The sequence below is a fragment of the Bacteroides intestinalis DSM 17393 genome (assembly GCF_000172175.1).
GTDB classification, from domain to species: domain Bacteria; phylum Bacteroidota; class Bacteroidia; order Bacteroidales; family Bacteroidaceae; genus Bacteroides; species Bacteroides intestinalis.
On sequence record NZ_ABJL02000002.1, the window covers coordinates 103,204 to 120,574 of the forward strand.

At 42.4% G+C, this 17,371-nt stretch carries 14 protein-coding genes; 9 read left to right on the plus strand and 5 right to left on the minus strand.

Annotated elements, in window-relative coordinates:
• Positions 1-113: 113 nt before the first annotated feature.
• Both BACINT_RS01340 and BACINT_RS01345 read left to right on the plus strand, forming a co-directional pair.
• The gene (locus BACINT_RS01340; protein WP_007659999.1) at positions 114-2,651 is read left to right on the plus strand and encodes an adenosylcobalamin-dependent ribonucleoside-diphosphate reductase; all 2,538 of its coding nucleotides are present in this window, start codon (positions 114-116) and stop codon (positions 2,649-2,651) included.
• A gap of 135 nt (positions 2,652-2,786) precedes the next feature.
• Entirely contained in the window at positions 2,787-5,486 is a 2,700-nt protein-coding gene (locus BACINT_RS01345) for a 4-alpha-glucanotransferase (RefSeq protein ID WP_007660001.1), read from the plus strand.
• 272 nt (positions 5,487-5,758) lie between these two features.
• Here BACINT_RS01345 and BACINT_RS24435 read toward each other — a convergent pair whose 3' ends face one another.
• Positions 5,759-5,917, minus strand: a complete 159-nt coding sequence (locus tag BACINT_RS24435) for a DUF6078 family protein (protein ID WP_374730565.1) — start codon at positions 5,915-5,917, stop codon at positions 5,759-5,761.
• 67 nt (positions 5,918-5,984) lie between these two features.
• On the opposite strand from BACINT_RS24435, the gene folB reads away from it, so the two are divergent.
• On the plus strand, positions 5,985-6,347 hold the full coding sequence (gene folB, locus BACINT_RS01350; RefSeq protein WP_007660003.1) for a dihydroneopterin aldolase: 363 nt from the start codon (positions 5,985-5,987) through the stop codon (positions 6,345-6,347).
• Here folB and BACINT_RS01355 read toward each other — a convergent pair.
• Positions 6,344-8,086: an ATP-binding protein gene (locus BACINT_RS01355; RefSeq protein ID WP_007660005.1), complete on the minus strand. Its 1,743-nt coding sequence runs from the start codon at positions 8,084-8,086 to the stop codon at positions 6,344-6,346. The genes folB and BACINT_RS01355 overlap by 4 nt on opposite strands.
• Before the next feature lie 212 nt (positions 8,087-8,298).
• On the opposite strand from BACINT_RS01355, the gene BACINT_RS01360 reads away from it, so the two are divergent.
• The 6 genes from BACINT_RS01360 to BACINT_RS01385 all read left to right on the plus strand — a co-directional run bounded on the left by BACINT_RS01360 (position 8,299) and on the right by BACINT_RS01385 (position 14,784).
• Positions 8,299-9,999, plus strand: a complete 1,701-nt coding sequence (locus tag BACINT_RS01360) for a cell division protein ZapB (protein ID WP_007660007.1) — start codon at positions 8,299-8,301, stop codon at positions 9,997-9,999.
• Positions 10,000-10,123: 124 nt separating this feature from the next.
• Positions 10,124-10,507: a hypothetical protein gene (locus BACINT_RS01365; RefSeq protein ID WP_007660009.1), complete on the plus strand. Its 384-nt coding sequence runs from the start codon at positions 10,124-10,126 to the stop codon at positions 10,505-10,507.
• A 35-nt stretch (positions 10,508-10,542) separates the two neighbouring features.
• The gene (locus tag BACINT_RS01370; protein WP_021968048.1) at positions 10,543-12,156 is read left to right on the plus strand and encodes a hypothetical protein; all 1,614 of its coding nucleotides are present in this window, start codon (positions 10,543-10,545) and stop codon (positions 12,154-12,156) included.
• An 88-nt stretch (positions 12,157-12,244) separates the two neighbouring features.
• The gene (locus BACINT_RS01375; RefSeq protein WP_007660011.1) at positions 12,245-12,673 is read left to right on the plus strand and encodes a hypothetical protein; all 429 of its coding nucleotides are present in this window, start codon (positions 12,245-12,247) and stop codon (positions 12,671-12,673) included.
• Positions 12,674-12,796: 123 nt separating this feature from the next.
• A complete protein-coding gene (locus BACINT_RS01380; RefSeq protein WP_007660012.1) occupies positions 12,797-13,492 on the plus strand; it encodes a porin family protein in 696 nt (231 codons plus the stop codon).
• Positions 13,493-13,662: 170 nt separating this feature from the next.
• Positions 13,663-14,784 carry an ATP-binding protein gene (locus BACINT_RS01385; protein WP_007660013.1) on the plus strand — a complete coding sequence of 374 codons (1,122 nt, stop codon included), beginning with the start codon at positions 13,663-13,665 and terminating at the stop codon, positions 14,782-14,784.
• Between the two features lie 94 nt (positions 14,785-14,878).
• Here the strand turns inward: BACINT_RS01385 and BACINT_RS01390 are convergent, their stop codons facing one another.
• Genes BACINT_RS01390 through BACINT_RS01400 form a run of 3 tightly spaced genes read right to left on the minus strand, consistent with a single transcriptional unit; the run spans position 14,879 to position 17,357 of the window.
• Entirely contained in the window at positions 14,879-15,400 is a 522-nt protein-coding gene (locus BACINT_RS01390) for a methylglyoxal synthase (protein WP_007660014.1), read from the minus strand.
• A 45-nt stretch (positions 15,401-15,445) separates the two neighbouring features.
• Positions 15,446-16,462 carry a glycosyltransferase family 2 protein gene (locus BACINT_RS01395; RefSeq protein WP_007660022.1) on the minus strand — a complete coding sequence of 339 codons (1,017 nt, stop codon included), beginning with the start codon at positions 16,460-16,462 and terminating at the stop codon, positions 15,446-15,448.
• On the minus strand, positions 16,455-17,357 hold the full coding sequence (locus BACINT_RS01400; protein ID WP_007660024.1) for a lysophospholipid acyltransferase family protein: 903 nt from the start codon (positions 17,355-17,357) through the stop codon (positions 16,455-16,457). Before BACINT_RS01400 ends, BACINT_RS01395 begins: the two co-directional genes overlap by 8 nt.
• Positions 17,358-17,371: the final 14 nt, after the last annotated feature.

A 17,371-nucleotide genomic window follows, 5' to 3' on the forward strand; every position in this document is an offset into this window, starting at 1 on the left:
TTTATTTTGCTATAATAAAAAACATTCTTAGCTTTGCAATCACATTTGTTAATGATAGGTATCACTTCTACACTCTTACTTATTAAAAAAATAAATCTAAGGAAAAAAGCATCGTGGAAAAACAAACTTATTCTTACGAGGAAGCCTATGAAGAATCTTTACGATATTTTCAAGGCGACGAGTTAGCTGCACGTGTTTGGGTAAACAAGTACGCAGTAAAAGATTCTTTCGGAAATATTTACGAAAAATCTCCGAAAGACATGCATTGGAGAATAGCCAATGAAGTAGCCCGTATCGAGGCGAAATACTCTAATCCATTAAGTGCAGAGGAACTGTTCGACCTGCTCGACCACTTCAGGTACATCGTTCCACAAGGAAGTCCGATGACCGGAATCGGTAACAATTATCAAGTAGCTTCTTTATCTAACTGCTTCGTGATCGGAGTAGATGGAGAGGCGGATTCTTATGGTGCCATCTTCAAAATAGACGAAGAACAAGTACAGCTCATGAAACGCCGTGGTGGTGTAGGACACGATTTGTCGCACATCCGTCCGAAAGGTTCTCCGGTGAAAAATTCGGCTTTAACCTCTACCGGCTTGGTGCCATTCATGGAGCGTTACTCCAATTCTACGCGTGAAGTCGCTCAGGACGGACGGCGTGGCGCACTGATGCTGAGTGTATCTATCAAACATCCCGATTCAGAAGCATTCATCGATGCTAAAATGACGGAAGGTAAAGTTACAGGTGCCAATGTATCTGTGAAACTGGACGATGCATTTATGACCGCTGCTATCACAGGTACTCCATATATTCAACAATATCCAGTCAATGCCGCTGAACCAACAGTGCAAAAGGAAATCAATGCAACCAATTTGTGGAAGAAGATCGTTCACAATGCATGGAAATCGGCAGAACCGGGTGTATTGTTCTGGGATACCATATTAAAAGAATCCGTACCCGATTGCTATGCAGACTTGGGATACCGCACCGTTTCCACCAATCCATGCGGTGAAATCCCTTTGTGCCCGTATGATTCCTGCCGTTTGCTGGCTATCAATCTTTATTCCTATGTGGTAAATCCTTTCAAACCGGATGCATACTTTAACTTTGAATTGTTCCAGAAACATGTAGCGTTGGCTCAACGCATTATGGATGATATCATCGATCTGGAATTGGAGAAGATAGAACGCATCATAGAAAAGATTGACGCTGACCCCGAAAGCGAAGATGTGAGACATACGGAACGTGTATTGTGGGACAAGATTTATAAGAAGAGCGGACAAGGACGCCGCACCGGTGTAGGTATCACTGCCGAAGGTGATATGCTTGCTGCACTGGGATTGCGTTACGGTACGGAAGAAGCTACCGAATTCTCAGAAAAAGTACATAAGACGGTCGCCCTGAGTGCTTACCGTTCATCAGTAGAAATGGCAAAAGAACGTGGTGCATTCGAAATTTACGATACCGAACGTGAAAAGAATAATCCGTTCATCAATCGTTTGCGCGAAGCAGATCCCCAGTTGTATGAGGATATGAAGAAATACGGTCGCCGCAATATTGCCTGCCTTACCATTGCACCGACGGGAACCACCAGTCTGATGACTCAAACTACCTCAGGTATCGAGCCTGTATTCTTGCCCGTATACAAGCGTCGCCGTAAAGTAAATCCGAACGATACCAATGTACACGTAGACTTCGTGGATGAAACAGGAGATGCTTTTGAAGAATATATCGTCTTCCATCCCAAATTTGTTACATGGATGGAAGCACAAGGACACAATCCTTCTAAACGTTACACACAAGAAGAGATTGATGTATTGGTTGAGCAATCACCTTATTATAAAGCAACCTCAAACGATGTAGACTGGCTGATGAAAGTCAAGATGCAGGGACGTATCCAGAAATGGGTAGACCACTCCATCAGTGTGACCATCAATCTGCCGAACGATGTGGATGAAGACCTGGTAAACCGCCTGTATGTAGAGGCATGGAAATCCGGTTGTAAAGGTTGTACGGTTTATCGTGACGGCTCACGTTCGGGCGTACTCATTTCTGCCAAGAGCGATAAGAAAGAAGAAATGCCTCCTTGCAAACCGCCTACGGTAGTAGAAACCCGCCCGTCAGTTCTGGATGCCGACATCGTACGTTTCCAGAATAATAAAGAAAAGTGGGTGGCATTCGTCGGTTTGCTGGACGGACATCCTTACGAAATCTTCACCGGTCTTCAGGACGATGACGAAGGTATCATTCTGCCGAAGAACGTTACTTCCGGACACATTATTAAGAAGGTGGACAAGGACGGTAGCAAGCGTTACGACTTCCAGTTCCAGAACAAACGCGGATATAAAGTCACCATCGAAGGTCTGTCCGAAAAGTTCAACAAGGAATACTGGAACTACGCCAAACTGATCTCCGGAGTATTGCGTTATCGCATGCCTATCGAACAGGTTATCAAGCTGGTCGGCTCTTTGCAACTGGACAGCGAAAGCATCAATACCTGGAAGAACGGTGTGGAGCGCGCATTGAAGAAATACATAACGGACGGCACAGAAGCCAAAGGAAAGAAATGTCCGAACTGCGGCAACGAAACACTTGTATATCAGGAAGGTTGCCTCATTTGTACCACTTGCGGAGCTTCACGTTGCGGATAAAAACAGACCTGTGAAATGCAAGCACAAACGTTTGCATAGGAATTTAAAAAACTTAGATAGCGGTAGCTGCTTGATTATGCGGAATAATGTCTATACTTGCATAGTCAATGCAGCTATTACTAAATCTAATATTATATGATACTATCTTTTCATATCGAGTACCGCACAAGTTGGGGTGAAGAGGTCAGAGTCTTAGGATCTATTCCTGAACTGGGTAACAATCAACCCGGTAAAGCCGTACCCTTACAAACAGTGGATGGCATTCACTGGACTTTAGATGCGGACATTCAAGCGCCTGAAAACGGCATCGTACAATACAGTTATCACATTTATCGCGACGGCAAAGATACACGTACGGAGTGGAACAGCCTTCCCCGCACGCTCTATGTATCGGCTGACAAGAAGAAGGTCTACCGCCTGCAAGACTGCTGGAAGAATCTGCCCGAACAGCAATACTTCTACACATCTGCTTTCACGGAGTCCCTGCTTGCACATCCCGAACGTAGTGCCGCCCCCAAAAGCCACAAGAAAGGATTAGTGATCAAAGCGTATGCTCCGTGCATCGACAATGACCACTGCCTGGGCATTTGCGGCAACCAGAAAGTTCTGGGAGATTGGGACGCGGATAAAGCCGTTCTGATGAGCGACTCCAACTTCCCTGAATGGCAAGTCGAAGTAGACGCCTCGAAAATCAGTTTCCCGCTGGAGTACAAATTCATCCTTTATAATAAGAAAGAGCATCGTGCCGTGGCATGGGAGAACAACCCCAACCGCTACATGGCCGATCCGCAGATAGGCGCTAACGAAACACTGGTAATTGGTGACCGTTACGTTTACTTCGCCCTGCCCGACTGGAAAGGTGCCGGAGTAGCCGTGCCCATCTTCTCGCTGCGCTCCGAAAAGAGCTTCGGCGTAGGCGACTTCGGCGATCTCAGGCAGATGATAGACTGGGCAGTACTTACCCATCAGAAAGCCGTACAAATATTGCCTATCAACGATACTACCATGACGCATACATGGACGGATTCTTATCCATACAGCAGTATTTCCATTTATGCTTTCCATCCCATGTATGCGGATCTGAAACAGATGGGAACGCTGAAAGACAAAGAGAAAATGGCCGAATTCAAAAAGCGTCAAAAAGAGCTGAACGCCCTGTCCACTGTAGATTATGAAGCAGTAAACCAGACAAAATGGGAATACTTCCGCCTGATATACAAACAGGAAGGCGAGAAAGTATTGGCATCCAAAGCTTTCCGCCAATTCTTTGAAAGCAACAAAGAATGGTTACAACCATACGCCGTGTTCAGCTATCTACGCGATGCCTACAAGACGCCCAACTTCCGCGAATGGCCGAAATTCTCCGAATATAAGGCCGAAGAAATTGAGAAGCTGTGTCAACCTAAGTCCGCCGACTATCCACACATTGCCATCTACTTCTTCATCCAGTTCCACTTGCACCTGCAACTGTTGGCAGCGACGGAACATGCACGCGCCAACGGTGTAGTGTTGAAAGGTGATATTCCCATCGGTATCAGCCGCAACAGTGTAGAAGCATGGACAGAGCCTTATTATTTCAACCTGAACGGCCAAGCGGGTGCACCACCCGATGATTTCTCCGTAAACGGTCAGAATTGGGGCCTTCCCACCTACAACTGGGACGTAATGGAGCAGGACGGTTATTCTTGGTGGATGAAACGTTTCCGCAAAATGTCAGAATACTTCGATGCCTACCGTATCGACCACATCCTCGGCTTCTTCCGCATCTGGGAAATCCCGATGCATGCCGTACACGGACTGCTGGGTCAGTTTGTCCCCGCCCTGCCAATGACGCGCGAAGAAATAGAAGGTTACGGAATAGCATTCCGCGAAGATTTCTTTACGAAACCCTATATCCATGAATACTTCCTCGGACAAATGTTCGGCCCGCATACTGATTACGTAAAGCAGACCTTCATAGAGCCTACGGAAACGTGGGAAATATACCGTATGCGCCCTGAGTTCGACACCCAACGCAAAGTAGAGGCATACTTTGCCGGAAAGACGGACGAAGACAGCATCTGGATACGCGACGGACTATACGCATTAATCAGTGACGTATTGTTTGTGCCCGACCGTGAAGACCCGCACAAATTCCATCCACGCATCGGTGTACAACACGATTACATCTACCGTGCCCTGAATGATTGGGAAAAGGCGGCGTTCAATCGTTTGTACGATCAGTATTACTATCACCGCCACAACGAGTTCTGGCGCGAACAAGCCATGAAGAAGTTGCCGCAACTGACGCAATCCACCCGTATGCTGGTATGCGGTGAAGACCTCGGCATGATTCCCGACTGTGTAGCTTGGGTAATGAACGATCTGCGCATCCTAAGTCTGGAGATACAACGCATGCCGAAAGATCCTTCACAGGAATTCGGACATCCGGACTGGTATCCGTACCGCTCGGTTTGCACCATCTCTACACATGATATGTCTACGCTACGCGGCTGGTGGGAAGAAGATTTCCAACAAACGCAACGGTACTACAACGCCATGCTGGGGCATTACGGTGCCGCACCTGCCGTTGCCACTCCGGAACTTTGCGAACAAGTGGTACGCAACCATCTTTACAGCAACTCTATCCTGTGCATCCTCTCCTTGCAGGACTGGATGGCTATGGACGGAAAATGGCGCAACCCCAATGTACAGGAAGAGCGCATCAACGTGCCTGCCAACCCCAGACATTACTGGCGCTACCGTATGCACCTGACGCTGGAACAACTGATGAAAGCGGATAGCCTGAACGAGAAGATCAAAGGACTGATAGAACAGACCGGACGAAAAGGATAATATTCAGGTAACACATTAGTGCTTTAATTATCAGCGCATTGCATTTACATTTCATTTTCGCCATGATGTAAAAGCATTTACCGCTGGATGTAACGACCTTTACCGCTTATTGTAACGCTCTTTACCTCCTATTGTAAATGCTTTTACCTCGGCATGTAAATGGAGTTACCATTTGAGGTAAACAAGATAACAATGAAAGGAAACAGCCGTGCCCTCGTAAGGTGAAATACATTCACCTGCCGAGGGCACGGCTGTTTGTTCGTAAGATGTGATTACCTGTTCGCAGGATGACAGGATACACTGACTGCCAGAGCTTCCGTAGTACACACAAAACCTCTGGCATAGTTCACTTTCTTGTTGGAACGGTAATACTCACATTTCCCCGCCATAGCCTCAATCGTTTTCGGATTCAGCGTAGGCAGGATACAAATATACCTGTTTTCTTTGTTTACTGGGCAGTTATTCTTATTTTTGTCATTAACCTAATATTCCATTGATATGAACAGTTATATATTCCTTGATAACGTCCGTTTCTTTGCCTACCACGGTGTAGGTCAGCAAGAGCGGGAAGTAGGTAATGAATTTGTCATTAACCTGAAATTGAAAGTCGATATTGCACGTGCCGCCGAGACTGACGATGTGACACATACCGTCAGCTATGCCGATGTATACGAAAATGTGAAAGCTGAGATGGAGATACCTTCTAAATTGCTGGAACATGTTTGCGGACGTATTGTAAAGCGCCTGTTCCGCACTTTCCCCACTGTTAAAGCTATTGAACTGAAACTCGCTAAACGCAATCCGCCCATGGAAGCCGATTTGGATGCGGCAGGAGTGGAAGTACAATGTGAAAGAGTTTAAAAAGAAACCTCCTCCATTCGTTCCAGTTCGCAGCCTCGAAACTGTACCACAATGCAATGTAACTGCGTATTCTGTATCAACTGCTTCACCTTGGGGGCAGCAGCATACATCCTTACCTGCCCCACTGCTTCCTGCCATTGCGTTTCGGTTTTCGATTCCGAATCTTTGGAGGAGAGGTATTTTAGTTCTATGATGTAACTGTGTGCCACTTCATAACGCAACAGGTCGGGCATTAGGAAAAGATCACAGAAACCATGGTTCAGTTCCAGTTCGGGAGCAAGCAGGTAGTAGGCGTTCACACTCAGATAAGCCGTGAAAAAGCCTTGGATATTTCGCTCGCCTTCGATGGCACTGCGAACGGAAGAGTTCTCCTTGTAGGCGTGAGCAATGAATTCCAGTGATTCACGCCAATGACCATCGTAAGCCATATCGTAGAATAAGTCCAGTATACTGTTGAGATCAATATACCGTCTCTCCTGATACTCTTCCAGCATGAATTCATAATACTGCTTACGCACATTGTTGTTAGGGATGCTAAGTACCATACGCTGTCCGCGTGTGGCGGTGATGGTGAGCATTCCGTAATAGAAGAGCAGACTGGGAAATATCTCCGGGTTGGCAATCTCTGTAGCAGGAAAAGTAGTGGTCAGGGCGGTGACTATCTGACCTTCCTCAGTGATTTTGCGCAGCACTCCTTTACGATTACCATCCAATCGATCCAGTTGAATAAGTTTCTTCATCTTGTTGTAATCCGTACGGGTGTTGGGATCTATCATTTCTTTGGGAGATTTTCCTAAAGTAATGTAATGTCTCAGATAATAAAACACCATGTCACAGTTGAACATCTTCGGATCGCGGTCTAAGCTTGCTTCGGCGAAACAATAATTATCATACCATGGCTTCATCTCCGCTATCATGGCTTCAACGTCGCCATTGTGCTGCCCGACATCCTTATAGTATTGCAGCATTTCGCGCACATCCTTTTCGCTGAATCCCAGCATCATGTTGAATTGGAAGTCGGTACTGATGTTCCATCCGATGTTGAATCCGCTGGTCAGGTCGTCCAAGATGACGGGGCTGACGCCGGTCATGAAGATGCGCTCGAACATACCTTTAAACTTCTTGAATACTTCTCGATAGAAGCCGCTGACATGGGTCAAGGCATGATACACCTCATTGCCTTGTTCATTAAGGACTACGTTGGTAAAATTATCATATTCATCAATGATAAGGTAAAGGGCAGCACCGGTATTGTGTGCCTGCCAATCCAGGAAGTTCAGTTTATTGGCAGAACCGAATTGCTCTTTCATATCTTTTTCGAACCCCGGATAATAGTAAGGTTCATAAATAAGAGCAAAATTATTCAAGGCTCCGCTGCAATAATCATCAAAATTCCAGTCTAATGCACCTATACCTCCCACGCGCGAGAAGTCGAGATAGAGTATCTGGTATTTCCCCTGCAACGGCGTAGGCTGACCGCCTATCCACAAACCTTCGAAGCGCTTCCGGAACTTTTCTTTTTGGGCGATGTCATAATAAGCCCGCAACATACTTAAGAAAATGCTCTTTCCAAAACGGCGGGGACGGATGAAGAATAAACTGTTGGGCTGCTGCTCCAGTAAAGGCAGATACATGGTTTTATCCACATAATATTGATTCTGTTCCACCACTTCTACAAAGTTGGATACGCCATAAGGTATTCTTTTTACATTCTCTTCTATAATTGTTCCCGTTTTCATATTATTTCGGCAGCGATAAGACAAAAGTAACTCATTCTTGCCGAAGGAACAAACAAAGCACAGGAAAGTTTGCTGGCCTTTCATAGACTGCGATGGTAAATTAGTATGAATCGAACCATAGCTTTTCTGAATGAACTATAAAAACAGCCCTCTTATCATCAGCTTTATAAATAATTATTTATACCTTTGCTGCCAACAAAATAACCGACCAAATGGTAAACTTAAAGATTACAACAGCATTATTTACTGTTTTACTACTATTTTCTTGTTCACACAAAAGCGAAACAGAAACATTATTCTCACATGCCGATACACTCATAGAAGAATATCCCGACAGTGCACTCCAGTCATTGGACTTATCACCGGAAGAAATAGAAGGACTTTCCGACAAAGAATGCGCACGCTATGCGTTATTACTTGCACGTGCCACGGACAAGTGCAAGCTCTCTTTGCTACCTTGCGACTCACTGCTGAATGTAGCATTAGATTATTATGACGATGACGAGAAAGAAAAAGCGATAGCATTGCTCTATAAAGGCAGACTGGCTGTTGAAATGGAAGAAGCAGAAGAAGCAACAACTTGTTTCCAAAAGGGATTAACCATCATACAAGATTTCCCGAAAGAGCTTAAGACAAAGAATTTACTTCTCAGTTCATTGGGAAATATCTATTTTGATGCCGGATACTATGACAAATCTATGGAAATATACGAAACGATGTATGAATGTTGCACTACAGATCTGGAAAAATCAATAGCATTGAACAATATCAGTACATATTATTGCTTAATAGATGAAAAGGATTCTACCTTAATGTTCCAGCGCGAAGCATTAAATTATGCTATAGCTTCGGGAGATTCTCTACAGATTGCAATGTCTAAACACAATTTAAGCCTGAAATTTGATAATTTTAACGAGCTTGATTCCGCCTTATATTATGAAAAAATGGCTCTCAAAGAACTACCTCAAAAGGAAAATCATGGAAACTGCTACTTCAATCTCGGAGATTTACTTTTAAAAACAGGTAAAAATAAAGACTCTGCTCTTTACTATTTAACCAAAGCCTTAGAGGATGTACCCATTGAAAGCAAAGCTTCATGTCTAAAAAGTTTATATAATCTTGAAAAAGAAAACGGAGATTACAAAACAGCAAATACCTATTTAGAAGAACATTCCGCTATCATAGACTCATTATTTTACATGGAACAGTCAACAGAAATACAACAACTGATTTATGAATACAATACCAAAATGAGGGTAAGAGAGGAACAATTAAAAGGAAAGCGCACCATACACCGCACTATTGCAGGATTCGTTTCAATTTGCTTTCTCATTATACTTGCTTATCAAAACTATATAAACCGGAAGAAACGTATTCAACTCCAATACAAACAATCATTAGAGCAAACACAGAATAAGTTATCATCTTTAGAAACTACCATTGAAAACAATCAGCTAATGATTACCTTATTAAAGCAAGAACAGAACATTTTAAAGCAAGAACATGAAAACAAAGAACAGCAAATAGAAGAAAGAGAACAAGCCATAGCTCGCTTAAAAGAAGAGAAACAACAGTTACTCCATTGGTTGTTTGCCCAAAGCAGCATTTACCAAAAAGTGATTACGCTATCCAAACAAACCAGTTCGAATAAAAAACAAATGAAAGCTTTAACCACTACGGAGCAGGAACAACTGAAAAAGACAGTATTCGGAGTATATCAAAGTTACATATCTTTCCTCCACAAAGAATATCCCAAGTTAACGGAAGATGATCAATTGCTCCTTTGCCTACAGAAAACTTCACTTAACCCATTAGCCATTGCAATTTGTTTTGGCTATACCGATACGCACCCTCTCAATCAAAAAAAATACAAAATGAAAGAGAGAATGAGTAGAGAAGAAAGTAAGGTGTGACTACTAAATTTGATATTCACCTACTTATCAACACATTACATTTCTATAGTATGACTGCAAAAATGCATTCATGATAATTTTTTGCCCTAACTTTGCAATCATAAACCATTAATTAAATATAGAAATGAAAACAAAAGTATTATTTATTCTATTATCGGTATTATTCATTATGCCCATAAATGCAATCCCCCACAAAAAGCATCGACACAAAGTAAATGCTAAAATTATTAGTACAAATTATAAAACTACCACCCGCAGCCCCTTATTTTTTAGCCTAACTGCTGACGAAACAGACAACAACTTAGCTATTACTTTTCAATTTCCCTTAGAGGAAGCAGATATCACTGTGACTGATAAAGATGGAAACATAGTCGTCTCTGAATTGAATTCCTCCATCTATGAAGGAAAAACAGTTTACGTTCCAAATTCTGATTCTTATCCCTATCTGGTAGAAATTACATCTCCCTATTTAGATATAGAAGTAGAAATTACATCAGAAGATTATTAAGTTAACCATAGTACTAATTTAAAACATTTATGATTATGAAAAAGTATTTCGTAAGTCTATTCTGCATTGCTGCATTTTGCGCTTGCACAGACCAAGTCAATGATTTCCCAGCGCAACCTGATAGGGCTCAATCAAAAACAATTAATCAGGCTCCTTTAGACCAAGTGACCGCACAAAAAAAGTTTGCCAAAGCATTGTCTAAAGCTGTATCCAACAGCCTTGACGTACGCAAGTTTCTTAAAGCCGAAGCTGTGGCACAATTTGACAATGATTATGACATATTCTATCCGTTGGTAAAAAACAAAATAGTATATGACAATCAAAGTCTCAGAGATATTTTATTGTCTTACTGTAAAGACGAAAATGAACTCGTTCAAATTGAACAATCTCTTCCTTTACTGAATATATTGGTTCCTGATTTATCTCTATTCTGGGATTTTAATGCAGAAAAATGGAATGTGGATGATAAAGAAGTATCCGTAATATGCCGGGACGATAAAGACAATACGTTATACGAAAACGGTGAAAATATCGGAAAAATGACAACGGGAGACATTCCTGATTTCCCTTGTCTCGTAGTGAAAAACAACGAACGCATGAAAGTTTCCAGTGTCAAGACCAGATCGGGAGAGGCCACTTACGAATTTTTAAGTGATGCCTTTGACGGTAGTAAAAGAAAACTTCAGACACGACACTATGAGGAAGACATAAATCTGCAACCTACAGAAGATTTAGAGGCATATGTCAATGGCAGCGAAATAATGTCGTCTGTAAAAGATGCATGGAACGAATTCAAAAATGTTCCCAACGCCTATCAAAGAGATTATATCTATTATGGAATAACTAAAGAAAATAAGCCCGGAACTTTAAATAGATATATCAGAGAGAAATTGTATAGATTCAGAATTGCTGCCAATGCATACAGTGCCATTAATGATCCCACACAAGACCCAACACTGCAAGACACACAGAAAAACAAAGGGTATCTAACTAACGAAGAAATTATACAGAAGATATGGACAGATGGAAACTTCGAGTTCCACTTTAAGTCATATATATCAGGTGAGGACAGCAAAGAAGCAATGGAAGCTAAGCTTACATTTACTATTAACCCAAGAGATGCATTCTCGTTAGAAAAAATACATTTAAAGCACAAGAACTCTACAGCATTCAGACAATCCAAAAATTTCTATACGGTGGATGCTAAGAATCTAAGATCAAAATGGATTTATCCGGAAAAATCCGATAAAAATGCAGACGATCTGGTTTTCACATTACCATGGGATCTATATAATAAATCTCTATCTATCTTCATGTTTGTAGAAGAGTGGGATAAAGGCCAAACAATCACTCAAGAGAAAAGTGTTGTGAGCGAGTTTATCAATAAAGCAGACTTCTCAATTGAAGGAAGCGGCAGCATAGGAAAAGTCAGCTTATCAACTAAACTGGGGTATGGTTTTTCTCATACCAAAACTGTATCAAATAAGGCAACGATTCAGACCACAGTAGAATCAGATCCATTAGGAACATTATATTTTCAATACAATGATCCTATCATCCGCGATGAAATCAACGGAACTTATAAACTATATAACGTTTCCAGTGGCAGTGTAGTAGCCACACTCTTACCCGTCGATTCATCTAAGTAAAAAAAGAATTTACCTATAAGTAGCTTCCGGATTACGATGCATTATCCGGTTTGCTACTTATAGGTAATTAATATTATAATACTAAATTATGAAACTAACATACTACCTTCTATTAATAGCCGCATTATTACTAACGGCCTGCAATAATGATGAGGACGAAGAAAAAGAATTCATCATGACTACTCCCCCTATCGGAGAGACCTTCGAAGGCTCGGAAACATCTATAACATTTGAAAGCGAAGACAGTGTCAGTATCCACATCCTCTATCCAGAAGAGAGAATGAAACATCCGGTAGGAAAATCCAAGTATTTATTTGACAATGGGAAAATACAGATATTAAGTCCACATGAACCTTCTTTTCCCTCTATCGAAGCAACAGAAACTTTCGTCAGGTCCTTTGAGGGGCGTTTCACCAGCAACAATAGATTAGAAGCCCGTTTTACAATAATATCGGAGCATGCGTACTGCAGTATGATGGGAACAGGCCTTTGGTATCGTGTCAAACATCCCCAATAAAGGATGTTTTCCTGTCGTGCTCAGAAAGAGAAAATGCTTCGACTGCACTTAGCATGACAATGCCCCAAAAGCATAAAGTGACTAAGATGACATATTTATAAACAATTGATATTATAATATTAAATGAAAAGAATTACATTATTTCTACTATTGGCACTATACCTATCACTACAAGCCTTTGCACAAATAAGAATCGGCGTAGATGCAGGAATGAACCTGACACACTTTAAAAGCAGTGATAACTATGTACAAAAGATAGGTGGCATGGGAACTGGATTCCAAATTGGAGGAACCCTGGATTATGAATTCAAAAAACATTGGATGTTGATGTCGGGAGTCTCGTTCATGCAAACCCAAAGCAGGATGGAAATGGAATATGGCATGCTTCCCCGTTTCCCGGATGCTAAGATAAAACTAAACCATATCGTTATCCCGCTAAAGGTAGGATACAAATTCAAAATTAGCAAGACGTTGAGTTTGATTCCTTCAGTCGGAATGTATGCTTCATATAACTTTAGTGCCGGTGACTGCCCATTGGACATCAAATCTCCGGCTGACGGCAAGAAGATACATGAGAAATGGAATCCGATGAAAGGATATACCGATGCATTTTATATCTCTGACTTGCCCTATGAATTATACCGCATTAATCTCAATCCTCTTCGCCACTGGACTTATGGAGGAATTGCAGGACTGAAAGCTGTTATCGGCAGGCATTATACACTATCATTCCAATACTATGAGGCCATTAAGCGAATACAGTATCAGTGTAGTATAAGAGATTATGGCTATCAGCTTTCTGTAGGATATATATTCTAAATCCTATAGTTGCAAAGAGCAATTGAGAAACACCATCTTCGGGTTATACAATAATTACATTTCCAAAAATATCATGTTTTTTACGGAATGAAATCCGCAAAAAACACGATATTTTTGGATTTACACTTATTATCTGTTATCTTTGCTTTCAGGAAAAAAGCAATAAGAGTATGATAACAAGAGTATTAGAAGAAAGTATACGAAATAAACTGGGACAAGATAAAGCCATTGTCATCATGGGGGCACGCCAAGTAGGTAAGACTACCTTATTGAAACATCTGTTCAAAGAAAAAGAAGGTATATTGTGGCTCAATGGAGACGAACAGGATACTCGTGCACTTTTTGAAAACATCTCGGCAACGCGTTTGAAGTATATCTTCGGCAATAATAAAACTGTTATCATAGATGAAGCACAACGAATTGAAGACATTGGGATAAGACTTAAACTCATCACAGACCAACTGCCGGACATTCAACTGATAGCAACCGGAAGTTCTTCTTTCGACCTTGCCAACAAAATCAATGAGCCACTGACCGGAAGGAAATGGGAATATAAAATGTATCCCCTCTCCTTTGAAGAGATGGTAAATCATCATGGACTTATGGATGAGAAAAGACTACTTCCCCACCGACTGGTATATGGCTATTATCCGGACGTAGTGAACCATCCCGGCTCAGAGGTTGAAATTCTGAAACAACTTTCCGACAGTTATTTATATAAGGATATCCTGGATTGGGAACATATAAAGAAAGCCAACAAAATAGTAAAACTATTACAAGCTCTTGCTTTTCAAGTAGGTTCCGAAGTTTCATATAATGAATTAGGGCAACTGTGTGATTTAGATCCAAAGACAGTGGAACGTTATGTCATTTTATTGGAACAATCATATATCATCTTCCGCTTAGGATCTTTCAGCCGTAATTTACGAAATGAACTAAAGAGTAGCCGAAAAATATATTTCTATGACAACGGCATCCGCAACGCGGTTATCGCCAACTTTGCATTAGCCGAAACCCGCCCTGATATTGGAGCGTTATTCGAAAACTTTATAGTATCGGAACGAATAAAGTTTTTACATTACCACCATCTATGGTATAACACATGGTTCTGGCGCACCACTGCCATGCAAGAAATCGACTTCATTGAAGAAGGCAACGGGCAACTGGCAGCTTATGAGTTTAAATGGAATCCAAAGAGAATCGCCAAAGTACCAAAAACATTTACCAACAGTTACCCGAACGCTACATTCAATGTTATCACGCGAGATAATGTGGAAGAGTTTCTATTATAATTATTACCTACCACCGGTTATTACATTGGAGAAGGGCTAAGAAAGGGACTTATAAATGCAGCATAACAGCAAAAAGTCGTCCTTATTTTCTCCTTTATCCTCTCTTTTTCTTCCGCTTTTTGGCAGACTCCACCGCCTCGGCAACCACCGGTTTATTTTCAAATCGTTTGGTATAGCCGGTGTAATCCGGAACCGTACGTTCGTACATAGGATCTACAAACAACGGACTTGAAATAATATGATCTGCCGTACTACGGTTACAACAGAAAACGATATTCTCCACACCGGCCAGACGAGTCAATGCCTTTACATCCGTATCGTGCGGCTGCAACGTCATCGGGTCAGTGAAGAAGAAAAGGTAATCAATCTCACCGTCCACAATGCGGGAACCCATTTGCTGGTCACCGCCCAAAGGACCGGATTTCAGAATGGTAAAGTCCCACTCAACATCGGGATGCTTTTCCTTAAGAGCCTCAAGGATAAGAGTTCCTGTAGTACCTGTACAGTAAAACTTGTGCCCCATAAGCAATTCTGAGTTCCAGAGGACCCACTCAATGAGGTCTTTCTTCATGGCGTCGTGCGCCACTAATCCAATCTTTCTAACTAATTTTGTCATAAGCCAATACCGTTTAAATAATAAACAATCGGTAAAAAGAAAAAGCTATAATTGCGAGAAAAATTTCTTTCCACGTAAATAATACTGCGCCAAGATACTGCTTTTTGTCCATTCCGGTATCACGGAAAGGGAAGTTTTTTTCAGGTTTTCTTCGCGTGCAGCAGTGAAAGAAGGACGTAACCAACGATATTCACGGCGTGCACGAAGTACAGCCAATGCATTGGGGAACTGAAGTTTAAGAGCAAAGTTCAATGCAGCCACATAGTCGAGGACAGCACGGATACGCATCACCGAAGACAATTCTTCCGAAGGCAGGTTCTTGTAAAGCATGACAAGATTATTACGAAAATTAAGGTAAGTTTTTCGGGGATTTTCTTTCTTTAAAGTAGCACCGCCTACATGATAAACCACACTTTGCGGCACACATACAATCTGCCTGCCACGTGCACGAAGCCTCCAGCACAAGTCAATCTCTTCCATGTGGGCAAAGAATCGTCCGTCCAGCCCTCCGGCCTCACGATAATCTTTCAGGCGGATAAACAAGGCTGCACCCGTAGCCCAAAATACAGGAATAATGGTATCGTATTGCCCTTTGTCCTCCTCTACCACGCCCATAATCCGCCCACGACAGAACGGATAGCCGTAATGATCGAGAAAGCCGCCTGCCGCACCTGCATACTCAAACTTCTCCTTCTGCCGCCAACTCCGTATCTTCGGCTGGCAAGCTGCTGCCTCAGGATGTGCCCCCATATAATCAGCCAATGGCTGAAGCCAATGCTCCGTCACTTCCACATCCGAATTGAGAAGTACCACATACTCAGCATCCACTTCCTGTAAAGCCATGTTATAACCATCGGCAAAACCCTGGTTTTCTTCCAACAGTATCAATCGGACGGTAGGAAACTCCCGACAAAGCATCTCAACAGATGCATCCGTTGAACCATTATCAGCAACATACACCACAGCACCGTCTGCTTCGGAAAAGCGTACTACGGAGGGAAGAAATGAGCGGAGCATTTCGCACCCGTTCCAGTTTAATATTACAACTGCTATCTTATCCATTTTGTTTCTCCAGTTCTTCACGTTTCAGTTTCCAACGCTTATGAGACCAGAACCAATAGGCAGGAGCACGACGAATCGTTTGTTCCAGACGGCGTACGAAAAGTTCGGTTATCTCCCCTTCAGCTGTCTGTTTAGGGGTCTCGGTCAACAAATCGAAGTAGGCTTTGCAATGTCCTCTGCCCTGTCTCTCCAATTCACAATAAAACACAGGGTAATTCATCATCCTGGCAATACGTTCACCTCCATCCATAAATACGGTTTCCTGGTTCAGGAAAGTAGTCCAGTGGTGAGCTTCGTTACGATTGGGCGATTGATCGGTAATCAAACCAACCACTACATGCTTCCCTTCACGGCGCAACCGGATCACTTCGCGGGCAGTAGAGTGCTTCGGCACATTATAACCACCATGCCGGGCACGGATAAGCTTAAACATTTCGTCCACATACTTATTTCGCAAGGGTTTATACACCTGTAGCGGCACATCTTCCGGCTTCATGAAAGCTCCCATTGCTGTCAACCACTCAAAGTTGGCATAATGGGGAATGAGCACAACAATGCCTCCATGTTTTTCGAGCATGGCAAGATATTCTTCTGTGTTACCATACTCCATACGCCGGGAAAGGTCTTCGAATGACATACGCATCATCTTGATTTCTTCCAGCATATAATCGCAGATGTAGTGATAAAACTCACGCTCAATTTCACGAAGTTCGGCCTGAGACTTTTCCGGAAAAGAATTCTTTAGGTTTTTACGGACCACTCCGCGACGGTAATGCACCACATGGCGCATCAAGAGATAGAGTCCGTCAGACAATATATAGAGTGCCCGGAAAGGAAGCAAAGCCAGCAGCCACATACCTGCGTAAGTCAGCCAGTAGATAAGTTTCGATTTCATACTTTTCTTATACC

Bases quoted from the DNA above. Each gene is read 5' to 3' on its own strand.
- BACINT_RS01345 (WP_007660001.1), top strand. From the start codon at position 2,787: ATGATACTATCTTTTCATATCGAGTACCGCACAAGTTGGGGTGAAGAG.
- folB (WP_007660003.1), top strand. From the start codon at position 5,985: ATGAACAGTTATATATTCCTTGATAACGTCCGTTTCTTTGCCTACCAC.
- BACINT_RS01355 (WP_007660005.1), bottom strand. From the start codon at position 8,086: ATGAAAACGGGAACAATTATAGAAGAGAATGTAAAAAGAATACCTTAT.
- BACINT_RS01360 (WP_007660007.1), top strand. From the start codon at position 8,299: ATGGTAAACTTAAAGATTACAACAGCATTATTTACTGTTTTACTACTA.
- BACINT_RS01365 (WP_007660009.1), top strand. From the start codon at position 10,124: ATGAAAACAAAAGTATTATTTATTCTATTATCGGTATTATTCATTATG.
- BACINT_RS01370 (WP_021968048.1), top strand. From the start codon at position 10,543: ATGAAAAAGTATTTCGTAAGTCTATTCTGCATTGCTGCATTTTGCGCT.
- BACINT_RS01375 (WP_007660011.1), top strand. From the start codon at position 12,245: ATGAAACTAACATACTACCTTCTATTAATAGCCGCATTATTACTAACG.
- BACINT_RS01380 (WP_007660012.1), top strand. From the start codon at position 12,797: ATGAAAAGAATTACATTATTTCTACTATTGGCACTATACCTATCACTA.
- BACINT_RS01385 (WP_007660013.1), top strand. From the start codon at position 13,663: ATGATAACAAGAGTATTAGAAGAAAGTATACGAAATAAACTGGGACAA.
- BACINT_RS01390 (WP_007660014.1), bottom strand. From the start codon at position 15,400: ATGACAAAATTAGTTAGAAAGATTGGATTAGTGGCGCACGACGCCATG.
- BACINT_RS01395 (WP_007660022.1), bottom strand. From the start codon at position 16,462: ATGGATAAGATAGCAGTTGTAATATTAAACTGGAACGGGTGCGAAATG.
- BACINT_RS01400 (WP_007660024.1), bottom strand. From the start codon at position 17,357: ATGAAATCGAAACTTATCTACTGGCTGACTTACGCAGGTATGTGGCTG.